Raw genomic sequence first — 23,534 nt, 5'->3', positions numbered from 1 at the left:
ACCGCCCGGCGGGTGGATCACCCCCCGGTCCGGCCTCTGGCGATCAGCGGCGGGCAGGGGCAGGCTGGGCCCCTGCGGAACGGATATTCGAGGAGGGCACTCGTGACCCCGACCCGATCGCACGCGGCCGCCCCCGGGCGCGTGGCCCTGGCCCCGGCGGCGGCCCGACTGCTCCGGCGGCTGCGCGAGAAGCACGGGCCGTTGATGTTCCACCAGTCCGGCGGCTGCTGCGACGGCAGTTCGCCGATGTGCTACCCGCGCGGCGAGTTCCGTACCGGCGGCAGCGACGTGCTCCTCGCGGAGCTGGCCGTCGAGGGGGTGGCCGAGCCGGTCGGCTTCTGGATGGCGGCGGACCAGTTCGAACGCTGGCGGCACACCCATCTCACCGTGGACGTGGTGCCGGGGCGCGGCAGCGGCTTCTCGCTGGAGGCGCCGGAGGGCGTCCGCTTCCTGATCCGCTCGCGGCTGCTGACCGACGCCGAGGCGCGGCTGTTCGGCCCGGGCGCGGACGGCGCCCGGGGCCGGGGCGCGGGTGCGGGCTGAGCGGGCCGATCAGGACGCGGCGTCCGCCAGGGAGAGGGCGTGCAGTCGCTCCGGCGGGCCGGGCCGGGCGTAGTACCAGCCCTGGGCCGTCTCGCAGCCCAGTATCCGCAGGTGGTCCGCCTGGGTGCCGGTCTCCACGCCCTCCACCGTCACCGAGAGGTCCAGGGTGTGGGCGAGCGAGACGATGCCCTCGACGATCTTCACGTCGACGGGGTCGGCGGGCGTGCACTGCATGCCGCGGGTGAAGGAGCGGTCGAGCTTGAGCGTGCTGACGGGCAGCCGGCGCAGGTAGGAGAGGTTGGAGTAGCCGGTGCCGAAGTCGTCGAGGGCGATGTCCACGCCCAGGTCGGCGAGTTGCCGAAGCGGGCGGAGCTGTTCCTCGTCGGCGCCGATGAGGGCGTTCTCGGTGACCTCCAGGCAGAGCGCCGACGGGTCGAGGCCGGCGTTGTCGAGGACGGCGATGGTCTCGGCGACGAGGGAGGGGTAGCGGAGCTGGGACGGCGAGAGGTTGACGTTGACGCGCAGCGGCACCCGGCAGCGGCCGTCGCTGCGCCAGGCGCGGGCCTGCCGGGCCGCCTCCTCCAGGACCCAGCGGCCGAGCGGGACGATCAGGCCGGTGCTCTCGGCCAGCGGGATGAACTGGTCCGGGCCGAGCACCCCGTGCACCGGGTGCAGCCAGCGGACCAGCGCCTCGGCGCCGCGCACGGTGCCGTCGGCGAGCCGGACGAGCGGCTGGTACTCGATGAAGAACTCGCCGTTCTCCAGGGCGCCGGGCAGGCAGTTGGTGAGGTCGTGGCGGGCGATGACCCGGGCGTCGGAGTCGGCGTCGGCGAGCTCGTAGCGGTTGCCGCCGGCGGCCTTGGCCCGGTACATGGTGATGTCGGCGCTGCGCAGCACCTCGGCGGCGTCGGCCTCGCCGGGGCGGCCGTCGACGATGCCGATGCTGGCGCGGACGGACAGGTGGCGGCCGTCGAGGTGGACGGGGTCGGTGAGGGCGGTGAGCATCCGGCGGGCCAGGGCGGTGACGTCGCGCTGGGCGGTGGGGCCGGTGGTGAGGGCCACGAACTCGTCGCCGCCGAGCCGGGCCACGAGCTCGTCCGGCCCGGTGGCGCAGGCGCGCAGCCGCTCGGCGACGGCGACGAGGAGCTGGTCGCCGACGGCATGGCCGAGGCTGTCGTTGACGGCCTTGAAGCCGTCGAGGTCGAGGTAGCAGAGGCCGAAGTGGCCGTCGGGCCCGAGGGGGCCGCCGGGGTCCAGGGTGCGGTCGAGGCGCTCGAAGAAGAGGGTGCGGTTGGGCAGGCCGGTGAGGTCGTCGTGGGTGGCCTGGTGGCGCAGCCGCTCGTGCAGCTCGCGGCGCTCGGTGATGTCCTCCATCAGCGCGAGCTGGTACTGGGGGCGGCCGGCGGCGTCGCGGAGCAGGGAGACGGTCAGATCGGTCCAGAGCACGCTGCCGTCGCCGCGGTAGTAGGGCTTCTCGACGCGGTAGTGATCGCGGTGGCCGCGGACCAGCTCGTCGTAGAGGCCCCACACCTCGGGCGAGTCGTCGGGGTGGACGAGCTCGCCGACGTTGCGGCCCGCCACCGGGCGGTCGAGGTTGCCGAACATCCGGCAGAGCGCCTCGTTGACGTCGGTGATGTGCCCGTCGACGTCGGCGATGCCGACCCCGATGGCCGCGCCCTCGAAGACCGCGCGGAACCGCTCCTCGCTGGTGTGCAGGGCCTGCTCGGTCTCGGCCCGGGCGGCGAGCGCGGCGCGGGAGATGGCCTCCTGCTCGGCGAGGGCGCGTTCGCGGAGCTCGGCGGCGAAGCCGGCGGCGAGGGCGTGCTGGAGCCGGGTGCAGCGGGCGCGGCACTCGTCGGCGGGGACGGCGTCGTCCGGCGGGCAGTAGAGCAGCAGGTAGGCGTCGACGGCGCCGAGGATCAGCGGGAGGGTGCCGGGGTCGGTGCAGTGGCCGCGGACCAGGGCGGCGCCGACCTCGGTGCCGGGGGCCGGGTCGAAGGCGCGGGCGTGCAGCGCGTCGCGGAGCCGGGCGGCCAGCGGGATCAGGAAGCCCTCGAACTCGCCGCGGGTCAGCGGGGTGGCCGCGGCCGGGTGGACCGCCCGGCTCCACAGCGCGGCGAACCGCCGCAGCCGCTCGTCCTGTACCGCGCTGTCGTCGGTGGCGTACGGCAGGGGGTACGACGGCTCGGCGGTGCCGTGCAGGGTGCGGCCGTTCGTCGTGCCGGTCACGGCTTGCGCCCCACGCCGGCCACTCCGGCGAACCCCGCCGTGAAGACGGGGTCGGCGCGGTGGTCCGGGTCCGCGGCGGCGCCCCGCGCCTCCGGGTCGCCGTCGCAGTCCTCCCGGGGGTCCGGGCGCCAGGTGGGCATGGGCACCAGGCCGGGGTCGACCAGCGAGAAGCCGTCGAAGAACCGGGCCACCTGGGGCCGCGGCCGGGCGCACAGCGGTGAGCCGATGGTGCGGTAGACGCGTTCCACCTTCTCGCCCTCCTCGGGTTTCATCGGCCCGCCCTCGGTCGCGGCGTGGGTGAGGATCAGGAGGCTGCCGGGGGCGAGTCCGTCGCGCAGACGGGCCACCGCCGCCCAGGGGTCGTCCCCGTCCGGGACGAAGTGCAGCACGGCGACGAGGAGCAGCGCGACGGGCCGTTCCAGGTCGAGGAGGCGGGTGACCTCGGGGCTCTTGAGGATGGCCTCCGGCGTCCGCAGGTCGGCCGCGAGGACGCCGACCCGGTCGTCCCCCTTCAGCACGCTGCGGCTGTGCGCGACGGCGACCGGGTCGTGGTCGACGTAGACCACGCGGGCGTCGGGGTGCGCGGCCCGGGCGGTCTCGTGGACGCTGCCGAAGGTGGGGATGCCGGAGCCGATGTCGAGGAACTGGGTGACGCCCCGCTCGACCGCGTGGCGCACGGCGCGCCGCATGAAGGCGCGGTTGGCCTGCATGATCTTCGGCATGTCCGGAAACGCCTCGATGGCGCGCCGCCCGGCCTCCCGGTCGACCTCGAAGTTGTGCGAGCCGCCCAGGTAGTAGTCGTAGATGCGGGACACGCTCGGCACGGACAGGTCGATGCCCGAAGGGGCCCGGCAGGGACGCTCCATCACTCTGTCTCTCCAGCTCATCGCAGGGGTGTTGAGGGGTCTGAGCAGAGGCTACTGATCGTTCGTTCGAATGGTAGAAGCAAGCGGAGAAGCCCAGTCCGCATGCGTCCGCCGCTTCCCCTTCGACTCCAGCAGGTCTGCGGTTCGTCGCGGTTCAAAACCACTCGTTCGCGTGAGATGCGTCTCTGTCTGCCGTCATGGGTGCCCTCACCTCCGCGGCGGCCGGTGCCGCCGGTGGCGCATACCCCCTCCGTCTCCCGGCCCGTACGGATCGGGACCAGCTCTCGCATTATTGATCACATCATTGCCGACTACAGCAAATGATCATGGACCGCCGCTCCCCGCGCAAGGGGCGCGTCCCGGTTCGCGAGGGCGCGCGGACGTGCGAAAGGGGCCGCCCCGGGCGTCGACCGCCGGGGGTGCGGCCCCTGTCGTACGTCTGGTGCGAACGGGATGTTTGTCCGGCCGGAAGCCGGGGCGCGGCGGACCCCTCCTGACGCGCCCACCGCGCGGCGGAGGCGCCACGGATCCCGCCGCGCGGCGGGCGCGCTACGGACGCGGCCCGGTCACGGGCGCAGCGCGCCCGGCTCCGTCAGCGGCGCGGCCTGTGCGACGGCGTTCTTCGGGTGGTGCGGGTCGAGGAACCAGCGGCGGGCCGAGACCAGCCACCAGACCCCGGCGAAGCCGAGCACCGCGGCCACCGCGACGGGCGCGTAGTTGAACGTCTCCAGGGTCACCGGCCGCACCTGCGGCAGCATGAACAGCACGGTGATCAGCGACACCCACCCGACGGCCACCACGCCGATCGGCCGCGACCAGCGGCCCAGGTGCCAGGGGCCGCGCTCGAAGCGGTCGCCGAGGCGCAGCCGCAGGAAGGTCGGGATGACGTAGGCGATGTACAGCCCGATGGTGGCGATGCTGGTCACCGCCGCGTAGGCGGTCTGGTTGATCAGGTACGGCAGACCGAGGACGAACGCTCCCCCGGCCGCGAGCCACACGGCGTTGGTGGGGGTGCGGGTCGCCGGGTTGATCCGGTGCCAGACGCGGGAGAACGGCAGCGCGCCGTCGCGCGAGAAGGCGTAGATCATCCGCGAGTTGGCGGTGACGGAGGCCATCCCGCAGAACAACTGGGCGGCGATGATGACCAGCAGCAGGGCCTTGCCGCCGCTCGCGCCGAGCGCGTCCATCAGTATCTGGGCCGGCGGCACCCCGGTCGTCGAGTCCAGCGAGCCCTGGTAGCTCTGGATGGCGAACGTCATGCCGACCAGCAGTACGAAGCCCGCGATCCAGGACAGCCAGATGGAACGCACGATGCCGCGCGGCCCGGCCGTCGAGGCGTCGTTGGTCTCCTCGGTCATGTGGGCGGACGCGTCGTAGCCGGTGAAGGTGTACTGCGCCATCAGCAGCGACAGCAGCCCCACGTAGAAGCCCGAGTTCCAGCCGGTGCCGTTGACGAACTCCCCGAAGACCACCGAGGCCGACTGGTGGTGGTCCGGGACGATCGCCAGGGCGCCGACGATGACGAGCACGCCGATGACGTGCCACCACACGCTGACGCTGTTGAGCACGGCGACGATGCGGACGCCGAAGGTGTTCAGGACGGCGTGCAGCAGCAGGATGATCCCGAAGAGCGTGATGGTGTGGCCGGGCGTCGCCGCGAAGTCGAACTGGAGGTCGAGGTAGGCGTTGAGGAAGGAGGCCGCGCCGAAGTCGACGCCCGCGGTCACCGCTATCTGGCCGAGGACGTTGAACCAGCCGGTGAACCACGCCCACGCCGCCCGGCTGCGCTCCGGGGCCATCCGGTGGGCCCAGAAGTACAGCCCGGCGCTGGTCGGGTACGAGGAGCACACCTCGGCCATGGCCAGGCCGACGATCAGGGTCATCAGGCCGACCCCGACCCAGCCCCAGGTGATCATGGCGGGGCCGCCGGTCGTCATCCCGTAGCCGTACATGGTCATGCAGCCGGACAGCACGGAGATGATGGTGAACGAGACGGCGAAGTTGGCGAAGCCGCTCATGCTGCGGGCGAGGGTCTGGCGGTAGCCGAGCTGGGCGAGGCGCTCTTCGTCGGAAACACCGGAAGCGCCGGAGGCGCCGGGGACGCCTGAGACGCCGGGGACTTCGAGTGGCACGGAAACCTCTTCCTCGGTTCGTTGGGCCGGAGGGGACCAGAGGGGAGCGGTGGGGGAAACCGTGGTGCTGGTCGTGCGGTGGGACGTGGGGACGGTCGGCGCATCCCGCCGCGGACCGGGGACGGCCCGGGGACGGCCCGGGGGCAGCCCTGGGGGCGGCTCACCCCGGCCGGGGCGGGCGGGGCGGCCGGCCGGCGGCTGCGCGGGCCGCCCAGGCGCGGTACCGCAGGAACAGCTCACGCGGTTCACCGCAGTACGACCAGGGCGCGTCGCAGGCGTACGGGCCGATCGCGGTGAACACCTCGTGCGCCTCGGCGTGCCGGCCGGCGAAGCCGAGGGCGTGCGCGAGGTAGTTGGCGTCGTCCGCGAAGTGGGCGTGCGGGCGGGGCGACCGGTGCCGCCACCAGCCGTCGAGGACGCGGTCGATGTGCGGACAGTCGTTCCAGGGGTGAACGGTCAGCCCGTACGCCCCGCCGGACTCCGCCCTCCGCTGCCGGTAGGACTCGGCGAGGGCGACCAGGGGGAGGACGGCCAGCGGGAGGCCGGCGGGAGCGGTCTGGGCCCGTTCCAGGGCCCAGTGGAACATCTCGCCGCCGGAGCCGTGGTTCCGGTCGAACAGGAAGGTGAGCACCTCGTGGTGGGCCTCCCGGTTGTACGGGTCCCGGGCCGTCGCCTCGTTCCAGATCCGCCCCAGCAGCTCGCGATCCGGGGCGTGAACGCGCACCAGGGCCAGCAGGACCACCCACGGCGAGGGGTCCGCCGGGGCCGCCTCCGCGGTGGCCAGGCAGGTCTCCCAGGCCTGTTCCATCAGCTCGCGGCCCGCCTCCCGGCCGGCGACCAGCGACCGCAGGGCCCGGACGTGGGCCAGTACGGCCAGGGCGTCCGGGGAACCGGGCTCGGCGCGGCTCCAGGTCTCCGCGAAGCGGAGGTTCACCCCGGCCCGGGCGAGGACCTGGAGCCGGAAGATCCGCCGGTCCCAGTCGTGCCCGGTGGCCGCGAGCAGGTCGCGGGGCCCCTCCCAGCGGCCCATGGCCGCGTCGTCCACGGCGGCGCGCAACGGCTGGTCGTCCCGCGCGGGATGGGTGTCGAGTTCCGCCTCCACGGGGCCGGCCGGTCCCGCCCGCCGCGCGGACCGGCCGAATCTGCGGCGCTGCATCCGGTGCGCCCCTCCCTGCCTCGCGGTCGTCTGCCGAACGGTTCACGTGCGGTGTCGCAGCACTCGCGGAGGAGCGTCGGGGGGCGCATTGGCATTTCCATGACAAGCCCCTGCCGCACCACACGAGCGGGAAAAGACGCACACCGGAACCGGATCGACGGCCGTCGGGCGGCGGGACGAATCCCGCCCCGGGCACACCGGTGGGCCACGCCCGACGGAACCACCGCGACCGGGGACGATCGGTCCAGGCCTCGGTGCGGCCACAGCTTATACACACAACCGTGCGAACGGGCCGCGCTCTTGGAGATTCACATTGCCAACTTCAGTCACTCCACCCCCACTTGTCGCAGAGCTTTTCGCTGGGCGGCCGACAATTCCAGCGGGAAGTAGAGATAACACACGCCTCCCGAGCCGCTTCTGACCCGGCCCTGCGCATCCTTCCGCTTGGTCCGCAGCCAGACGTTCTCGAACTGCCGCCTCTTGTACACCCGCTGGACGGCGGCGTCCGAGGGGGCCGCCGGGTCGTGGACCACCACGTCCCCGCTCCGGGTGAAGCCGACGACGCACATCAGGTGTCCCGCCGTGCCGTACCCGGCCCCGTCCAGCTCGGCGGCGAGGAAGGACTGCGAGGTGACGACCGGGATCCCGGCCCGGACCAGCCGCTCGGCGTCGTTCAGCGACCGCAGCCGGGTGACCGTGCTCTGCAGGTCCCGGTAGGTCGCCGCGTAGGCCGCGTTGAACGGCCAGTTGCCACAGCCCTTGTACTGGTGATCGTAGGTGTGCCGGGCGGCATGGCAGACCTGCGGGTCGGCGTAGGAGCGGTTCACCCAGGCCAGGTCGGCGGCGGACGGCCGGCGCCCCCAGTACTCCACCGCCATCTGCGAGGAGGTCGGGCTGCACCACGCCTCGCCGCCGTTGTCGTACTCCGGGTACTGGCCCTTGTGGATCTCCTGCGAGTAGCGCGGGACGGCCAGTCGGTGTCCCGCCCCCTCCCCCGGCTTCGAGGCGGGCACCGTGAACCGGTCCGGGATGTCGGACCCCATCGCCCCCACCCGCCACACCGTGGGGGTCCGCCCGCTGCCCGGCCGCCGGCAGAGGGTCAGCCGCAGGGCGTACGAGACGAACCGCGCGCCGCCCGCCGGCTCGACGGCCAGCGTGTCGGTGGAGACGGCGCTCCGGCCGTCCTTCTGCCCGTCGACGGACGTGCGCCGGATGTCGCCGGCCGCGTCGCCCGAGGTCCAGCGGCCCATGACGTACCACGGCGTGTGCGTACGGTCGGCGTAGGAGGCGCGCACCTCGGCCTGGATCCAGGTGCCGGACGGGGTGTGGGCGTTCCAGGAGACGACGATCTCGCTCGCCGGGACGGACAGGGTGTGCACCGGCGAGGTCCAGGTGGCGTACTCCCAGCGGGCCGTGGTCCCGGTGTGCGGGTCGGTGTACTCCAGGGTGCCCGCCGGCCGGTCGAGGACCACGCCCGGCCGGCGCCCGTCGCGGACCGCCGTTCCCGCGCGGGTGCCGGCGCGCCAGTCGGCGAGGCCGGTCCAGGAGTGGTGGTCGACCGTCGTCGGGGACCGCCGGGCCCCGCCCTCCGGGGCGGCGGCCAGGGCGGTGCCCGCCCGCGAGAGCGACGCGGCGGCCGTGACGGCGAGGGCGGCGGCCAGCAGGGAACGGCGGGACGAAGGGGAGGGGGCGGGGGAAGGGTCTGGTCTGCTGGACATGGCGTGGTCTCCCGGGCTGTCAGTGACCGTGAAGGGGCCGCCCACGCGGTCCCGTCGGGCCGCGCGGTCCGGACCGCCCACTATCCCGGGCGGAGCGGCCGGGAGCCAGTGACGCGACGTACGGCGCGCCAGGCGGCCGGCGGGACGGCCGGGCCGGGGGTCCCCGGCCACGCCCCGCCGCCTAAGGTGACCCCGTGCACGACCCCGACTCCCCCGGCTCCCCCGCCCCGCTCGCCCCGCTCGCCGCCCTCGCCCGCCGGCTCCACGCCCTGCCGCCGTCCCTCGGCCCGGTCCGGCTGGTGGCCGTCGACGGCCACGCGGGCTCGGGGAAGACCACGTTCGCGGCGCGGCTCGCCGAGGCGCTGGGCGGCGAGGCGCTGGGCGGCGAGGCGCTGGGCGGCGGGGTGCCGGTACTGCATCTGGACGACTTCGCGACCCACGACGAACTGTTCGAGTGGACGGACCGGCTCCGCACCGGGATCCTCGCCCCGCTCGCCCGGGGCAGGGCCGCCCGCTACCGGGCCTACGACTGGACGGCGCGCCGCTTCGCCGGCCCCGAACGCGTCCTGCCCGCCGCGCCCGTGGTCCTGCTGGAGGGGGTGGGCGCGGGACGCCGAGCCCTGCGCCCCCACCTCGCGTGCCTGCTGTGGATGGACCTGGGACGCAGTGACTCCTGGGGCAGGGGTCAACTCCGCGACGGGGCGGAGCAGGCGGAATTCTGGGCCGGATGGATGCGGGCGGAGCGCGCGCATTTCGCGGCGGACCCCACGCGCCCCTATGCCGAACTCCTGGTGCGGCAGGGGCTCTTGGGGTATGAGGTGCTGCCGGGACCTCACGGGACCGGCTGAACCCCGCCTTTCCCTACGCTGCGTAGCCGACGTGCCCCGGGACCCGACACCTCCGCACGACGGGCACCCACAGAGCACCTCAACTCGGCTTGACCCCGGGCCCTTACAGGACTTACGTTCTGAAGAGGCGACCCTCGGAGGTTCGCCGACGGACGCGAAGCCCCCGGTTGTTCCCCCGTGACCGGGGGCTTCGTACTCCCCACGGGACACCCATACACCCCTTTTGCCCCCTCACTCGGACCCGCGGCCACTACGCACGGTGACGATCCGGCGCGGCGCTCCCCGGACGCCCCGGAAACCACCCCCGGCGCCCACGAAGGGAGCCTCCGCACCCTACGGGCCACGCCGATCGCGCAGGTACGATGCCAAGCGGCGCACCCGTCGTCGGCGGGCGCCGGCAACACTGGTCAACTCCCGCCCACAGAACAACGGTTCGAACGACGCGGCCGGGCACCCGCCCGGCGGCGCGGCACGGGGGCAGGGTTTGTGGGGGATGCGATGGACTTCGGCACACAGGGCCCGCCCGCCCCGGCAGATCTCGCCTGGCTGCGCGGTGTGGACGCCTGCACGATGGGCTCCTACGCCCAGGCGGAGGAGGAGTTCCGGACGGCGGTGCGCATCGACCCCGGGATGGCGGACGCCTGGCTGGGGCTGCACGCCCTGCGGGCCGAGACCTCCACCGCGCTGCTGCGCATGTACCGCCACCGCGAACGGTTCGGCCAGCAGCGCGTCCGCCACCGCCGCCCGCTCAACTCCTGGTACTGGCTCGGCTGGTGGGTCCAGCCCGTCCTGGAGACCGGCCGCGACCTGCTGCTCGCCCACGCCTCCCACTGGCTGGACGGCCGGCACGTCCCCGAGCTGGACCGGGCGCTCGCCGAGTGCCCGCCCGTCGACACCGACCCGCAGGTCCGCTTCCTGCACGCCTGCCGCGCGTACCTCGTCAAGGACTGGGAACAGCTCGTCCGGCACACCGAACCCTTACTCGACGACTCGTCGCTCGGCATCGAGGCCGGGCTGTTCGGCGGCATGGCCCGGGTGCGCCTGGAGATGTACGGCCAGGCGGAGCCACTGCTCTCCACCGCCCTGATGCGCTGCCGCAGCGAACAGCCGCAGCGCAAGGAGCTCCGCTACTGGCTCGCCCGCGCCTACGAGGGCACCGGCCGCAGCGCGGCGGCGCTGCCCCTCTACCGCGCCGTGCACCGGGTGGACCCCACCTTCATGGACACCTCCGCCCGGCTGACCGCCATCTCGGCCGGGGACGGGCTCGACGAGCACACCGACCTCTCCCCGCCGCTCGCCTTCGGCGGCCCCGGCCAGGATCCGCCGGACGCCGCGGACACCGCCGGGGACCCCCAGGCGCGGGCCGGCGACGTCCTCACCGGCACGGCCCCGGCCCCCGGCGACCCGGCCCCCGCCCCCACCGGCGGGGTACGGGAGAAGGCCCGGGTCCCCCCGCAGCCCGCCGCGCCGCCGGTGCCCGGCCCCTCCGACCCCGTCCTGCTCGCCGAGGCGCTCGCCGAACTGGAGCGCATGGTGGGCCTGGAGCCGGTCAAACGCCAGGTCCGGGCGTTGTCAGCGCAACTGCGCATGGCCCGCCTGCGGGCCGGCCAGGGCCTGCCCGTGCAACCCCCAAAACGCCACTTCGTCTTCTCCGGCCCCTCCGGCACCGGCAAGACCACGGTGGCGCGGATCCTCGGCCGGGTCTTCTACGCCCTCGGCCTCCTCGGCGGCGACCACCTGGTGGAGGCCCAGCGAGCCGACCTCGTCGGCGAGTTCCTCGGCCAGACGGCGGTCAAGGCCAACGAGCTGATCGACTCCGCGCTCGGCGGCGTCCTCTTCGTCGACGAGGCGTACAGCCTCTCCAACTCCGGCTACAGCAAGGGCGACGCCTACGGCGACGAAGCCCTCCAGGTCCTCCTCAAGCGCGCCGAGGACAACCGCGACCGCCTCGTCGTCATCCTGGCCGGCTACCCCGAGGGCATGGACCGCCTCCTCGCCGCCAACCCCGGCCTCGGCTCCCGCTTCACCACCCGCGTCGACTTCCCCAGCTACCGCCCCGCCGAACTCACCGCCATCGGCGAGGTCCTCGCCGGCGAGAACGGCGACGCCTGGGACGAGGAAGCCCTGGAGGAACTGCGCTCCATCAGCGCCCACGTCGTCTCCCAGGGATGGATCGACGAACTGGGGAACGGGCGGTTCCTGCGCACGCTGTACGAGAAGAGCTGCGCTTACCGGGATCTGCGGCTGTCCGGCTATGGGGGCACGCTGTCGCGCGACGATCTGGCGACGCTGCGGTTGCCGGACCTCATGCAGGCGTACGGCGAGGTCCTCTCCGGCCGGGGGCCGGAGAGGTAGGCATGCAAACGCCGGACGGGCTGACCATCCAGCCCGTCCGGGGGCACCCCCTCTGGGGGAGTTTGAGGACGAGCGGCGAAGCCGCGACAAGCGGGGTCTGGGGCGTCAGCCCCAGGAAACGGCGAAGGGGCGGGGCTGGGGCAAACTCACCCCGTGACAACCTCCCGCACCCGCGGATCCGGCACCACCGGCGTCACAGCCGTCACCCGATGCGAAGGATCCCGCACCTCCCCCACCAACATCTCCAGCACATCCTCCAACGCCACCAACCCGAGCACCTTCCCCGAAGCATCGGCGACAGCCGCCAAATGAGCGGCAGCCCGCCGCATCACCGTCAGCGCGTCGTCGAGCGGCAGCTCGGCCCGCAGCGTCTCGACCCGCCGCCACACGTGCTGCGGCACGGGCCGGTCGCGTTCCTCCAGATCCAGGACGTCCTTCACATGGACGTACCCCATGAAGGCACCGCCCGCCGCGCGCACCGGGAAGCGGGAGTACCCGGTCCGAACGGTCAGCTCCTCGATCTCGCGCGGAGTGACGGACGGCGCCACGGTGACCAGCGCGGCCGGGTCGAGCAGCACGTCGGTCACCGGCCGGCTGCCCAGCTCGAGGGCGTCCTCAAGCCGTTCCTGCTCGACGGAGTCAAGCAACCCGGCCTGCCGCGAATCCTCCACCAGGTGAGTCAGTTGCTCACTGGTGAAGACCGCCTCGACCTCGTCCTTGGGCTCGACCCGGAACAGCCGCAGCACGCCGTGCGCGCAGGCTCCGAGCAGCCGGGTGACCGGCCGGCAGAGCCGGGCGAAGGCGACCAGGCCGGGGCCCAGCCAGAGGGCCGCCCGGTCGGGGGCGGACATGGCGAGGTTCTTCGGCACCATCTCGCCGATGACGAGATGCAGGAAGACGACCAGGGCCAGCGCGATGACGTACCCGAGCGGATGGATCAGCCCACCGGGCAGGCCCACCGCGTGGAAGACCGGCTCCAGCAGCCCCGCCACGGTCGGCTCGGCGACCGCGCCGAGCGTCAGCGAGCAGACGGTGATGCCGAACTGGGCCGCCGCCATCATCTGCGGCAGGTTCTCCAGTCCGGTCAGGACGGTCCTGGCCTGCTTGGACCCTTCCGCCGCCCGCGGTTCGATCTGGCTCCGGCGCACCGAGACGAGAGCGAACTCGGCGCCCACGAAGAACCCGTTGGCGAGCACCAGCACCAGGGCGAAGAGGAGTTGCAGCACGCTCATCGCGCCTCCTCCTTCCCCGCCACGGCCGTCTTCACCAGCGCGGCCCGGACGAACCGGACCCGCTCCGCCCGGTGGTGCCCGACCCGGCGCACCGAGAGCCGCCAGCCGCCGGGCAGTTCGGCGGTGTCACCGGACACGGGGATGCGGCCGAGCAGGTCGGCGACGAACCCGGCCACGGTCTCGTACGGGCCCTCGGGCACGTCGAGTCCGATGCGGTGCAGGGCGTCGACGCGGCAGCTCCCCTCCGCGTCCCACGCCGGGCGGCCGTCCTCACCGGGGACGGACACCAGGTCGGGGCGGGCGGCGTCGGCGTGGTCGTGCTCGTCGCGGACCTCGCCGACGAGTTCCTCGACGATGTCCTCCAGGGTGACGACGCCGGCCGTGCCGCCGTACTCGTCGACGACGACGGCCATCGGCTGCTCGCTGCGCAGCCGCTCCAGCAGCGGCTGCACCGGCAGGCTCTGCGGGACGAGCAGCGGGGCGACGGCGATCCGGGTGACCGGGGTGCGCAGCCGCTCCTCGGGCGGGACGGCCAGCGCGTCCTTGAGGTGGATCACGCCGACGACCTCGTCCAGCCGCTCCCGGTAGACGGGGAAACGGGACAGGCCGGTGGCCCGCGTCAGGTTGAGGACGTCCTCGGCGGTGGCGCCCGCCTGGAGGGCGCTGACCTTCACCCGGGGCGTCATGACGTGCTGGGCGGTGAGCTCGCCCAGGGAGAGGGTCCGTACGAAGAGATCGGCGGTGTCCTGCTCCAGGGCGCCGGCGAGGGCCGAGTGCCGGGCGAGCGAGACGAGCTCGCCCGGTGTGCGGGCGGAGGCCAGCTCCTCGGCCGGCTCCACGCCCAGCGCCCGGACCATCCGGTTGGCGACCGTGTTCAGCAAGGTGATCACGGGCCGGAAGAGGTGCGAGAACGCGCTCTGCGGACGGGCGACGAAGCGGGCGACCTGGAGCGGCCGGGAGACCGCCCAGTTCTTGGGCACCAGCTCGCCGAGGACCATCTGCACGGCGGCGGCCACCAGCATGCCGGTCACCACCGCCACGCCGGGCGCGGCGCCGGCGGGCAGCCCGGCCGCGGTGAAGACCCCGGTGAGCAGCCGCCCGAGGGCGGGCTCGGCGAGCATGCCGACCACCAAGGAGGTGATGGTGATGCCGAGTTGGGTGCCGGAGAGCTGGAAGGACAGTTCGCGCAGGGCCTCGACGACGGTGCGGGCCCGGTGGTCGCCGCTCGCCGCGGCCCGCTCGGCCTCCGGCTTCTCGACGGTCACGAGGCCGAACTCGGCGGCGACGAAGAAGCCGTTCGCGAGGATCAGGAGCAGGGCCGCCGCCAGGAGCAGCAGCGAGACGGTGATACTCATGGCGCCGCCTCACGATGGGGGGCGGCGCGGGTACTACAGGACGGTCCGTCCATCCCGGAGGGGATCACTCCTCGGTTCGCAGGTGTCCCGCGGGCCGCTGGGCGGCGGCCGGAGGTGCGGGACGGGGCAGGTGGGTGCCCGTGACACCAGAGTAATCAAGGAACCGGGGAGCGGGGCGTCCGACCGGGCTCAGGTCGTGGAGCGGCCGGTGCCGAGTTCGGCGACGAGCGCGCTCAGGGTACGGGCCTGGGTGATGGCCTGTTCCCGGGCCATACCGGGCTGAATGCCCATGGCGGGCAGCGTCGTTCCGTCGGCGAGGTCGAGGTGGACCCAGGAGTCGCCGGGCCGGAGGTTGACCCGGACGATCTCGGCCCAGGCCAGCCGCCGGACGGTCGTGAGGTTCACCACGGTGACGCCCTCGGGCGTGGCGACGACCTTGGGGCGGGCGAGCAGGGCGAGGACGCCCAGGCCGAGCAGCCCGGTGCCGATGAAGGTGGCCCGGTCGCCCCCGGTGAACGACTCCAGCAGGAACGACATCACCGTCAGGACGGCGAGCAGGGCGAACCCGACGCCCAGCAGCACCACCCGGGTCAGGGTCGGGCGGAAGACGGCCGGAAGGGTGGTTCCGGAGGTCCCGGGGGTGCCGGGCGCGGCTGGGCTGGTCACGTCGGTGGGGTTCCTTCGGGGGGCGCAGGTCGCCGGGTCAGAGGCGGCAGGCGTGGATGCCGGTGGTGAGGATGGCGCGCGCGCCCAGGTCGTACAGCTCGTCCATGACCCGCTGCGCGTCCTTGGCCGGGACCATCGAGCGGACGGCGACCCAGCCCTCGTGGTGCAGCGGCGAGACGGTGGGCGACTCCAGGCCGGGGGTGAGCGCGACGGCGCGCTCGACGTGTTCGACGCGGATGTCGTAGTCCATCATCACGTAGCGCCGGGCGACGAGGACGCCCTGCATCCGGCGGAGGAACTGCTGGACCTTGGGGTCGTCGGCCGGGGCGCCCGCGCGGCGGATGACGACGGCCTCGGACTCCAGGATGGGCTCGCCGATGATCTCCAGACCGGCGTTGCGCAGGGTGGTGCCGGTCTCGACGACGTCGGCGATGACCTGGGCGACGCCCAACTGGATGGCGGTCTCGACGGCGCCGTCCAGGTGGACGACGTCGGCGTCGACGCCGTGGTCGGCGAGGTGCTTGGTGACCAGGCCCGCGAAGGAGGTGGCGATGGTCATGCCGCCGAACTCGGAGACGTCCGCGGCCGTGCCCGGGCGGGTGGCGTAGCGGAACGTCGAGCCGGCGAAGCCGAGCTGCATGATCTCCTCGGCCCGGGAGCCGGAGTCCAGCAGCAGGTCGCGGCCGGTGATGCCGATGTCGAGCTTGCCGGAGCCCACGTAGACGGCGATGTCGCGGGGGCGGAGGAAGAAGAACTCGACCTCGTTGGCGGCGTCGACGAGGACGAGTTCCCTGCGGTCCTTGCGCTGCCGGTAACCGGCCTCATGGAGCATCTCCGACGCAGGCTCGGAGAGAGAACCCTTGTTGGGGACGGCGATGCGCAGCATGAGGGCGGTTCCTTCGTGCAGGGGATGTGAGGGGAAGCAGGGGTACGGATCAGAGGTGGGCGTACACGTCGTCGAGCGAGATGCCGCGGGCGACCATCATCACCTGGAGGTGGTAGAGGAGCTGGGAGATCTCCTCGGCGGTCGCCTCGGCGCCCTCGTACTCGGCGGCCATCCACACCTCGGCCGCCTCTTCGACGACCTTCTTGCCGATGGCATGGACGCCCTTGCCCACCAGTTCCGCGGTGCGGGAGGTGGCGGGATCGCCGGCGGCCTTCTGCTGGAGCTCGGCGAAGAGCTCCTCGAACGTCTTCCTGTCCATGGTGGTCCCTACCCTACGGGGTCCGTCCCGGGGCTCAGTGCCAGGGCTCGGCGACCGAGCGCAGGGTGACCGCCGTGGCGACGGCCGCGGTGACCGCCTCGTGGCCCTTGTCCTCGGTCGAGCCCTCCAGCCCGGCGCGGTCGAGGGCCTGTTCGTCGGTGTCACAGGTGAGGACGCCGAAGCCGACCGGGACGCCGGTGTCGGTGGAGACCTGGGTGAGGCCCTGGGTGACGCCCTGGCACACGTAGTCGAAGTGGGGCGTACCGCCGCGGATGACGACGCCGAGGGCGACGATCGCGTCGTAGCCGCGACCGGCGAGCACCTTGGCGGCGACGGGCAGCTCCCAGCTCCCGGGGACGCGCAGCAGCGTCGGCTCGTCGATGCCGAGGTCGTGCAGGGCGCGCAGGGCGCCGTCGACCAGGCCGTCCATGACCTTCTCGTGCCACTGGGCGGCGATCACGGCCACTCGCAGGTCTCGGCAGTTCTTCACACTCAACTGGGGGGCGCCCTTGCCGCTCACGTCACTCCTCGATGGATCGCTGTCGCCGGTGTTCGGATGGATGGTGCTACTGGTTGTCGCAGGGGGAGACCTGGTGGTCGTCCAGCCAGGGCAGGTCGTGCCCCATGCGGTCCCGCTTGGTGCGCAGGTACCGGAGATTGTGCTCGCCCGCCGCCACCGGCATCGGCTCCCGGCCGGAGATCTTGATGCCGTGTTGTTCCAGGGCGATGGTCTTGTCGGGGTTGTTGGTCATCAGCCTGATGGAGCGGACGCCCAGGTCGGTGAGCATCTGCGCGCCGGCCGCGTAGTCGCGGGCGTCGGCGGGGAGGCCGAGCTCGAGGTTGGCGTCGAGCGTGTCGTGGCCGGCCTCCTGGAGCTCGTAGGCCCGCAGCTTGGAGAGCAGTCCGATGCCGCGCCCCTCGTGGCCCCGCAGGTAGACGACGACGCCGCGGCCCTCGGTGGCCACCCGTTCAAGGGACGCCTCGAGCTGGGGGCCGCAGTCGCAGCGCAGAGAGCCGAAGACGTCACCGGTGAGGCACTCGGAGTGGACCCTGACCAGGACGTCCTCGCCGTCGCCGAGGTCGCCGGAGACGAGGGCGATGTGCTCCACGCCGTCGCGCACGGAGCGGTAGCCGTACGCCCGGAACTCGCCGAAGGCGGTGGGCAGCCGTGTGACGGCCTCCCGCTTGACGGTGGGTTCGGGGGACTTCAGGTAGGCGATCAGGTCCTCGATGGAGATGACCGCCAGGCCGTGCTTCCGGGCGAACGGGATCAGTTCGGGCAGCCGCAGCATCCGGCCGTCCTCCCCGGCGATCTCCACGATGGCGGCGGCGGGCCGCAGCCCGGCCAGCCGGGCCAGGTCGCAGCCGGCCTCGGTGTGGCCGGGGCGGGCGAGGACGCCACCCGGCCGCGCGCGCAGCGGAAAGACGTGGCCCGGCCGGACGAAGTCGCCGGGGCGGCTCTCGGGGGAGGCCAGCAGCCGGATGGTGGTGGCCCGGTCGGCGGCCGAGATGCCGGTGCCGACGCCGTGCGCGGCGCCCGCGTCCACGCTGACGGTGAAGGCGGTGCGCATGGTCTCGGTGTTCTTCTCGACCATCTGCGGGAGTTCGAGGCGGTCGACGTCCTCGTCCTCCATCGGCACGCAGATCAGGCCGCGGCACTCGCTCATCATGAAGGCGACGGTCTCGGCGGTGACGAGTTCGGCGGCGACGACGAGGTCTCCCTCGTTCTCCCGGCTCTCGTCGTCCACCACCACGACGGGCCGGCCGGCCGCGATGTCGGCGATGGCGCGCTCGACGGGGTCGAGGCCGGGGGCCGTGGGGGCCGCGTGCGGGGCGGTCATGGGTCTCTCCGTGGGGGTCGTGGGCGGGCGGCGGGGGCGGTCGGCGGTCAGGCGGCCCGGGTGAGGACCGGTTCGGCGGCCGGGGCGCGGCGGGCGGCGGCGCGGGACCGCAGCCACCAGTCGCGCATGCCCCACAGGACGAGGCCGAGGTAGACGACGTAGACGACGCCGGCGAAGGCCAGTCCACTGGAGAACGCGAGGGGCACGCCCACGAAGTCGACCAGCAGCCAGGCGAACCAGAACTCGACGAGCCCGCGCGCCTGGGCGACCATCGCGGCGAGCGTGCCGACGAAGATGTAGGCGTCCGGCCAGGGGTTCCAGGACAGCTCGGGCACGGCGGTGAACAGCCCGCCGACGGCGAGCGTGCCCGCGGCGGTACCGGCGAGCAGCACGGCCCGCTCGCGCCCGGTGGCGAAGCGCACGGCGAGGCCGTCCTGCGTGTCACGCCGCCCGAGGTGCCACTGCCGCCAGCCCCACAGCGAGACGCCGATGACGAGGAGCTGCTTGCCCACGCCGCCGCCGAGGTGCGCGGTGGCGTAGGCGGTGACGAGGATCAGGCCGGCGAGGAACTGGACGGGCCAAGTCCATATGGACCGCTTCCAGCCCAGCGCCAGGGCGATCAGCCCCGCCGTGTTGCCGAGCAGGTCGGACCAGATGACGTGCTGGCCGAAGGCGGCGAACACCTCGCCGCCGAGCCAGGAGAAGGCGCTCATGCCCGGCCCCCCTTGGCGATCCGGTCGCCCAGCAGCCGCTCGGTGGCCGGGACATGACCGAGCAGCCGCTCGGTGGCCGGAACATGACCGAGCAGCCGCTCGGTGTACTTCGCGAGCACGTCGACCTCCAGGTTGACCGGATCGCCGGCCTTCTTGATGCCGAGGGTGGTCATCTCCAGCGTGGTGGGGATGAGGCTGACGGTGAACCAGTCGTCCCCGGCCTCGACCACGGTGAGGCTGACGCCGTCCACGGTGACGGAGCCCTTGTCGACGACGTACCGGGCGAGGTGGGCGGGGAGCGAGACGCGTACGGTCTCCCAGTGCTCGCCGGGCGTCCGCTCGGTGATCGTTCCGGTGCCGTCCACGTGCCCCTGGACCAGGTGGCCGCCGAGCCGTCCGCCGAGCTTCATCGGGCGTTCGAGGTTGACGCGCGCCCCGGCGTCGAGGGCGCCCAGGCTGGAGCGGTCGAGGGTCTCCGCCATGACGTCGGCGGTGAACTCGCCGTCCGCCGTGGTGACGACCGTCAGGCAGACGCCGTTGACCGCGATCGAGTCGCCGTGCCCGGCGTCCTCGGTGACGAGCGGGCCGCGCAGCCGGAACCGGGCCGAGTCGCCCTGGCGTTCCACGGCGACGACCTCGCCCAGTTCTTCGACGATTCCGGTGAACACTTCTCAGTTCTCCTCTGGGGCGGTGGCGAGGGGGGCGGCGGTGACCCGCAGGTCGGGGCCGATCCGGGCGACGTCGGTCACGTCCAGGCGCAGGGCCCGGTCGATGGTGCCGATGCCGGCGTCCCCGAGGGCGGCGGGTCCGGCGCCGAGGAGGGCCGGGGCGAGGTAGGCGACGACGCGGTCCACGGCGCCGGCGGCCAGGAAGGCACCGGCGAGCCGGGGGCCGCCCTCCAGCAGGACGGAGCGCACGCCGCGGCCGTAGAGCTCGGCGAGCAGGGCGGGGATGTCGATCCCGGTGCCGTCGGCGGGCAGTCGGGCGACGTCCACCCCGGGCAGGTGCCCGGTGTCGGCGTCCTTGCCGACGGCGATCAGGGTGGGCGCGGCGTCGTCCAGGACCCGGGCGCCGGGGCGGACCGTGGCGTGGGTGTCGACGACAACGCGCAGCGGCTGGGTGACGGCACGCCCGTCGGGCCGGTCGCGGACGGCGAGGTGCGGGTCGTCGGCGCGCAGGGTGCCGGAGCCGACGACGACGGCGTCGGCCTCGGCGCGCAGCCGGTGGACGTCGGCGCGGGAACCGGCCGAGGTGATCCAGCGGCTGGTGCCGTCGGCGGCGGCGCTGCGGCCGTCCAGGGTGGCGGCGTACTTCCAGAGCACGAAGGGCCGGCCGCGCAGGACGGCGGTGAGCCAGGCGGCGTTGCCGGCCGCCGCCTCGTCGGCGAGCAGGCCGCCCTCGGTGTCCACGCCGGCCGCCGCGAGGGTGGCCGCGCCGCCGGTGGCCGTCGGGTTCGGGTCGGCGACGGCGTAGACGACCCGGGCGACGCCGGCGGCGATCAGCGCCTGGGCGCAGGGGCCGGTGCGTCCGGTGTGGTTGCAGGGTTCGAGCGTGACGACGGCGGTGCCGCCCCGGACCTCACGGCCGGCCGCGGCGGCGGCGCGCAGCGCCTCCACCTCGGCGTGGGCCGCTCCGGCGCGCCGGTGCCAGCCCTCACCCGCGACGCGTCCTGCGGCGTCGAGGAGGACGCAGCCGACGACGGGGTTGGGGCTCGTGGAACCGAGGGCGCGCGCGGCGAGCGCGATGGCGCGTCGCATCGCGTCTGCTTCGGTCGCGGTGGCCACCGGGGTCCTCCTGCCTCTTCGGGCGTGGACTCCGGGGCTGTCGTGAGAACGACGGAAAGCGGGGACGACGGCGCCGGGAACGCCGCGTACCCCGTGCGGCACGTCCCCGAGGGGTGACGGTCGCACGGCCACGGCTCTGCTGCCGGTGCCTGCCCGCCGCGCACTGCCTCCCATCCGGACTTTAACCGTCGGTCCAGGAATTTCACCTGGTCAACCGGCCGCCGGCTGCGGTCGGGTCGCGGACTGTAACCGCCGGTTCGGAATTTCACCGACCCCGGAGTGCGCTGCGTAATGATCTTTTCTGTACGGGTGTCCGAGCCGCGGTCCCATGAGACCTCCGGCTCCGACGCTCCGAGCGTACGCCGAGCCGCCGCGCGGTGTCCACGGGACTTGACAGAGCGTGTGGCAGGTCACGCGCGGGCCCGCGTACGGTGCCCGGGGGGCCGGTGACAGCGACGGGACTGGGGGTCCGCGGCATGGAGGTCCAGGGCGGGAACCGCACGGACGGGACCGGTGACCCGAGGACGGGCGCCAGGGGCGGCACCGGCGGACCACCACCGCGCCGGGCCCGGCCGGCCATCGCGGCCGTGTTCGCCGTGCACGGCGCGGTCACCGGGAACTTCGCCACCCGCGTCCCCTGGATCAGGGACCACCTGGAGCTGGACGCGGGCGAGTTGGGCCTGGCGCTGGCCTTCCCGGCGATCGGGGCGGCGCTGGCCATGCCCCTGGCGGGCCGGGTCGCCCACCGCTTCGGGACCCGGACCGCGCTGCGCGGACTGCTGGCCCTGTGGTGCGCCTCCCTCGCCCTCCCCGCCCTCTCCCCCACCCTGCCGGCGCTCTGCGCGGCGCTCGCTGTGTACGGCGCGGCGTCCGGGACGGCGGACGTCGCCATGAACGCGCTGGGCGTGGAGACCGAGGAACGGCTGGGCCGCTCGATCATGTCCGGGCTGCACGGGATGTGGAGCGCGGGGGCACTGGCCGGCTCGGCGGCGGGCACGGTGGCGGCGCACGCGGGAACGGACGCGCGGTGGCACCTCGGCGCGGCGGCCGGCGCGCTGACGCTGCTGGGCGTCGTGGTGTGCGGTCAGGTGCTGGACATACGTCCCCGGGCGGCGGAGCACGCGCCGCCGAGGTTCACGCTGCCGCCGAGGTCGGCCCTGGTCATCGGAGCCGTGGGGTTCTGCGCGGTGTTCGCCGAGGGGGCGAGCCTGGAGTGGTCGGCGGTCTATCTGCGGGACGTCGTCGGCTCGGGGGCGGGTCTGGCGGCGGCCTGCACCACGGCGTTCTCGTGCGCGATGGCGGCGGCCCGGTTCGCCGGGGACGCGGCGGTGCGCCGGTTCGGGCCGGTGCACACGGTCCGGGCGGGCGGGGTGCTGGCGGGGTGCGGCGGGGCGCTGGTGGTCACCGCGCCGTCGGCGGCGCCGGCTGTCGCGGGCTTCGCGCTGGTGGGGCTGGGCATCGCGGTGGTCGTGCCGCTCGCCTTCGCGGCGGCGGCGCGCAGCGGGCCGAGGCCGAGCCAGGCCATCGCGGGGGTGGCGACGATCACCTACACGTCCGGCCTGGTCGCCCCGTCGGCCATCGGACAGCTCGCCGACGCCACCTCGCTGACGGTCTCGTTCGGGCTGGTGACGGTGCTGGCCGCGCTGTTGTCGGTGACGGCGGGGGCGCTGCGGCCGGGGGCCGGGGGCGCCGCGCGGGCCACCGCGACGGAGGGCGCCTGAACGGTCGTCCGCCTAGCGGGTGTCCGACGGAGCTCCGTGGGGAAGGAGCGGCGTCCGGTGTGTGCTCTGGGGGTCTCCAGGCCGAAGGCTGGGAGAGTGCCGGCCGGAAGCTCTCGTACCGGGCGTACGTGGGCTTCCGGCCGGTGCGGCGAGAGCGCGGGCCGGGCGTCGTGACGCCACGGAGATCCGTCTGACACCCCCAGGGGGGAACGCCTCCGCGGGCCGCACGACCGGGGTTTCCGGTCGCACGGCCCGCGGTGGAAGGGGACCTCAGAGGGTGAACGTCGGCTCAGATGGCCTCAGATGGCCTCAGATGGCCTCAGAGGCTGATGCCCAGGATGTTGACGGTGTTGCGGACGTACTTGCCGCCGTGACCGCCCTTGTGACCCCAGCCGTCATTGTCGCAGTCACGGTCGTGGCGGCGGTGCTTCCAGCCGTTGTCGCAGTCGTCGCCGCGGCCCCAGCCTTCGTGGCCCCAGCCACTGTGGTGACCCCAGCCACCCTCGTGGCCCCAGCCGCCACCGTGACCCCAGCCACCGTTGTGGCCCCAGCCACCGCGGTCGCAGTCACGGTCCCAGCCGCCCCAGCTCTTGTGGTGGCCACGGCCCCAGTCGCCCCAGCCGCCCCAGATGTTGATGTTGCCCCAACCGTTGCCCCAACCGCCGTGGCGGCCGCGGTCACAGTCGTCGTCGTGGTGACGGCCCCAGCGGCCGTGGTCGCAGTCCCGGTCCCGCCAGCGGCCGTGGTCGCAGTCGCGGTCACGGTCACGGTCACGGTGGTGACGGCCCCGGTCGCAGTCGCGGTCACGGTCCCGACCGCGGTCACGGTCGCGGTGCTTGTCGCGGCCCCGGTCGCGGTCACGGTCCCGGCCGTGGTCACGGCCGTGGTCGTCGTCCCAGCTCGCCACCTTCGGCGTGGACGAGGACTGCGGCGCGGCGACGGCCACCCCGGCGGCCGGAACGATGACGCCCGCGGCGAGGACCGCGGCGGCCGCTGAGCGGCCGACGAGCTTACGCATGTATGTCTCCTGGTTTGGCAGGAAATCGGACAACCCACGCATACCTCGCCTCGACCGGGGAGCTGCCGAGCGTCCCGGGCATACAGCCTTACGAGGTGTTAATTGCGCCGATCGCAGCAGCGTCCGGGCACCGTCCACCGAGCGTCAGCGAG

The 23,534-nt window shown here is 73.7% G+C and carries 20 protein-coding genes and 1 riboswitch; of the genes, 4 read left to right on the top strand and 16 right to left on the bottom strand.

Annotation, left to right across the window (positions count from 1 at the left end; translation table 11 throughout):
* Positions 1 to 102 precede the first annotated feature (102 nt).
* A complete protein-coding gene (locus ACZ6X9_RS18215; protein WP_469778983.1) occupies positions 103 to 543 on the top strand; it encodes a DUF779 domain-containing protein in 441 nt (146 codons plus the stop codon).
* A gap of 9 nt (positions 544 to 552) precedes the next feature.
* Here ACZ6X9_RS18215 and ACZ6X9_RS18210 read toward each other — a convergent pair whose 3' ends face one another.
* From ACZ6X9_RS18210 to ACZ6X9_RS18190, 5 genes are all read right to left on the bottom strand, one after another.
* The gene (locus ACZ6X9_RS18210) at positions 553 to 2,715 is read right to left on the bottom strand and encodes a putative bifunctional diguanylate cyclase/phosphodiesterase (protein ID WP_469779188.1); all 2,163 of its coding nucleotides are present in this window, start codon (positions 2,713 to 2,715) and stop codon (positions 553 to 555) included.
* Positions 2,716 to 2,768: 53 nt separating this feature from the next.
* A complete protein-coding gene (locus ACZ6X9_RS18205; RefSeq protein WP_469779187.1) occupies positions 2,769 to 3,638 on the bottom strand; it encodes an SAM-dependent methyltransferase in 870 nt (289 codons plus the stop codon).
* Between the two features lie 566 nt (positions 3,639 to 4,204).
* Positions 4,205 to 5,770 (bottom strand): amino acid permease, encoded by a 1,566-nt coding sequence (locus tag ACZ6X9_RS18200; RefSeq protein ID WP_469778982.1) that lies wholly within the window; start codon positions 5,768 to 5,770, stop codon positions 4,205 to 4,207.
* A gap of 160 nt (positions 5,771 to 5,930) precedes the next feature.
* Positions 5,931 to 6,926: a hypothetical protein gene (locus tag ACZ6X9_RS18195; RefSeq protein WP_469778981.1), complete on the bottom strand. Its 996-nt coding sequence runs from the start codon at positions 6,924 to 6,926 to the stop codon at positions 5,931 to 5,933.
* A gap of 326 nt (positions 6,927 to 7,252) precedes the next feature.
* Entirely contained in the window at positions 7,253 to 8,644 is a 1,392-nt protein-coding gene (locus ACZ6X9_RS18190; protein WP_469778980.1) for a peptidase C39 family protein, read from the bottom strand.
* 194 nt (positions 8,645 to 8,838) lie between these two features.
* On the opposite strand from ACZ6X9_RS18190, the gene ACZ6X9_RS18185 reads away from it, so the two are divergent.
* Positions 8,839 to 9,492, top strand: a complete 654-nt coding sequence (locus ACZ6X9_RS18185) for a uridine kinase family protein (RefSeq protein WP_469778979.1) — start codon at positions 8,839 to 8,841, stop codon at positions 9,490 to 9,492.
* Positions 9,493 to 9,990: 498 nt separating this feature from the next.
* Positions 9,991 to 11,847, top strand: a complete 1,857-nt coding sequence (locus ACZ6X9_RS18180) for an AAA family ATPase (protein WP_469778978.1) — start codon at positions 9,991 to 9,993, stop codon at positions 11,845 to 11,847.
* 146 nt (positions 11,848 to 11,993) lie between these two features.
* Here the strand turns inward: ACZ6X9_RS18180 and ACZ6X9_RS18175 are convergent, their stop codons facing one another.
* From ACZ6X9_RS18175 to ribD, 10 genes are all read right to left on the bottom strand, one after another.
* Positions 11,994 to 13,079, bottom strand: coding sequence for a hemolysin family protein (locus tag ACZ6X9_RS18175; RefSeq protein ID WP_469778977.1), 1,086 nt, complete (start codon positions 13,077 to 13,079; stop codon positions 11,994 to 11,996).
* Entirely contained in the window at positions 13,076 to 14,428 is a 1,353-nt protein-coding gene (locus ACZ6X9_RS18170) for a hemolysin family protein (protein WP_469779186.1), read from the bottom strand. Before ACZ6X9_RS18170 ends, ACZ6X9_RS18175 begins: the two co-directional genes overlap by 4 nt.
* 195 nt (positions 14,429 to 14,623) lie before the next feature.
* On the bottom strand, positions 14,624 to 15,100 hold the full coding sequence (locus ACZ6X9_RS18165; protein WP_469778976.1) for a PH domain-containing protein: 477 nt from the start codon (positions 15,098 to 15,100) through the stop codon (positions 14,624 to 14,626).
* A gap of 37 nt (positions 15,101 to 15,137) precedes the next feature.
* The gene (gene hisG, locus ACZ6X9_RS18160) at positions 15,138 to 15,986 is read right to left on the bottom strand and encodes an ATP phosphoribosyltransferase (RefSeq protein ID WP_469778975.1); all 849 of its coding nucleotides are present in this window, start codon (positions 15,984 to 15,986) and stop codon (positions 15,138 to 15,140) included.
* A gap of 49 nt (positions 15,987 to 16,035) precedes the next feature.
* On the bottom strand, positions 16,036 to 16,305 hold the full coding sequence (locus tag ACZ6X9_RS18155) for a phosphoribosyl-ATP diphosphatase (protein WP_004952249.1): 270 nt from the start codon (positions 16,303 to 16,305) through the stop codon (positions 16,036 to 16,038).
* Positions 16,306 to 16,339: 34 nt separating this feature from the next.
* Entirely contained in the window at positions 16,340 to 16,825 is a 486-nt protein-coding gene (gene ribH, locus ACZ6X9_RS18150) for a 6,7-dimethyl-8-ribityllumazine synthase (RefSeq protein ID WP_469778974.1), read from the bottom strand.
* A gap of 46 nt (positions 16,826 to 16,871) precedes the next feature.
* A complete protein-coding gene (locus ACZ6X9_RS18145; protein WP_469778973.1) occupies positions 16,872 to 18,146 on the bottom strand; it encodes a bifunctional 3,4-dihydroxy-2-butanone-4-phosphate synthase/GTP cyclohydrolase II in 1,275 nt (424 codons plus the stop codon).
* Positions 18,147 to 18,193: 47 nt separating this feature from the next.
* Positions 18,194 to 18,859: a nicotinamide mononucleotide transporter family protein gene (locus ACZ6X9_RS18140; RefSeq protein WP_469778972.1), complete on the bottom strand. Its 666-nt coding sequence runs from the start codon at positions 18,857 to 18,859 to the stop codon at positions 18,194 to 18,196.
* Positions 18,856 to 19,527 (bottom strand): riboflavin synthase, encoded by a 672-nt coding sequence (locus ACZ6X9_RS18135; protein WP_469778971.1) that lies wholly within the window; start codon positions 19,525 to 19,527, stop codon positions 18,856 to 18,858. Before ACZ6X9_RS18135 ends, ACZ6X9_RS18140 begins: the two co-directional genes overlap by 4 nt.
* Before the next feature lie 3 nt (positions 19,528 to 19,530).
* Positions 19,531 to 20,643, bottom strand: a complete 1,113-nt coding sequence (gene ribD / locus ACZ6X9_RS18130) for a bifunctional diaminohydroxyphosphoribosylaminopyrimidine deaminase/5-amino-6-(5-phosphoribosylamino)uracil reductase RibD (RefSeq protein ID WP_469778970.1) — start codon at positions 20,641 to 20,643, stop codon at positions 19,531 to 19,533.
* Positions 20,644 to 20,799: 156 nt separating this feature from the next.
* Positions 20,800 to 20,930, bottom strand: a riboswitch (FMN riboswitch).
* A gap of 189 nt (positions 20,931 to 21,119) precedes the next feature.
* Here ribD and ACZ6X9_RS18125 point away from each other — a divergent pair.
* A complete protein-coding gene (locus ACZ6X9_RS18125) occupies positions 21,120 to 22,364 on the top strand; it encodes an MFS transporter (RefSeq protein ID WP_469779185.1) in 1,245 nt (414 codons plus the stop codon).
* Positions 22,365 to 22,683: 319 nt separating this feature from the next.
* Here ACZ6X9_RS18125 and ACZ6X9_RS18120 read toward each other — a convergent pair whose 3' ends face one another.
* A complete protein-coding gene (locus ACZ6X9_RS18120) occupies positions 22,684 to 23,382 on the bottom strand; it encodes a hypothetical protein (protein WP_469778969.1) in 699 nt (232 codons plus the stop codon).
* Between the last annotated feature and the right edge of the window lie 152 nt (positions 23,383 to 23,534).

This window comes from Streptomyces sp. NPDC052910, assembly GCF_055585605.1.
This window is presented reverse-complemented; position numbering and strand designations above follow the sequence as displayed.

Coding starts and splice junctions, on each gene's coding strand:
- ACZ6X9_RS18190 (WP_469778980.1), bottom strand. CDS start 8,644: ATGTCCAGCAGACCAGACCCTTCCCCCGCCCCCTCCCCTTCGTCCCGC.
- hisG (WP_469778975.1), bottom strand. CDS start 15,986: ATGCTGCGCATCGCCGTCCCCAACAAGGGTTCTCTCTCCGAGCCTGCG.
- ACZ6X9_RS18120 (WP_469778969.1), bottom strand. CDS start 23,382: ATGCGTAAGCTCGTCGGCCGCTCAGCGGCCGCCGCGGTCCTCGCCGCG.
- ACZ6X9_RS18125 (WP_469779185.1), top strand. CDS start 21,120: ATGGAGGTCCAGGGCGGGAACCGCACGGACGGGACCGGTGACCCGAGG.
- ACZ6X9_RS18140 (WP_469778972.1), bottom strand. CDS start 18,859: ATGAGCGCCTTCTCCTGGCTCGGCGGCGAGGTGTTCGCCGCCTTCGGC.
- ACZ6X9_RS18155 (WP_004952249.1), bottom strand. CDS start 16,305: ATGGACAGGAAGACGTTCGAGGAGCTCTTCGCCGAGCTCCAGCAGAAG.
- ACZ6X9_RS18195 (WP_469778981.1), bottom strand. CDS start 6,926: ATGCAGCGCCGCAGATTCGGCCGGTCCGCGCGGCGGGCGGGACCGGCC.
- ACZ6X9_RS18180 (WP_469778978.1), top strand. CDS start 9,991: ATGGACTTCGGCACACAGGGCCCGCCCGCCCCGGCAGATCTCGCCTGG.
- ACZ6X9_RS18145 (WP_469778973.1), bottom strand. CDS start 18,146: ATGACCGCCCCGCACGCGGCCCCCACGGCCCCCGGCCTCGACCCCGTC.
- ACZ6X9_RS18175 (WP_469778977.1), bottom strand. CDS start 13,079: ATGAGCGTGCTGCAACTCCTCTTCGCCCTGGTGCTGGTGCTCGCCAAC.
- ACZ6X9_RS18205 (WP_469779187.1), bottom strand. CDS start 3,638: ATGGAGCGTCCCTGCCGGGCCCCTTCGGGCATCGACCTGTCCGTGCCG.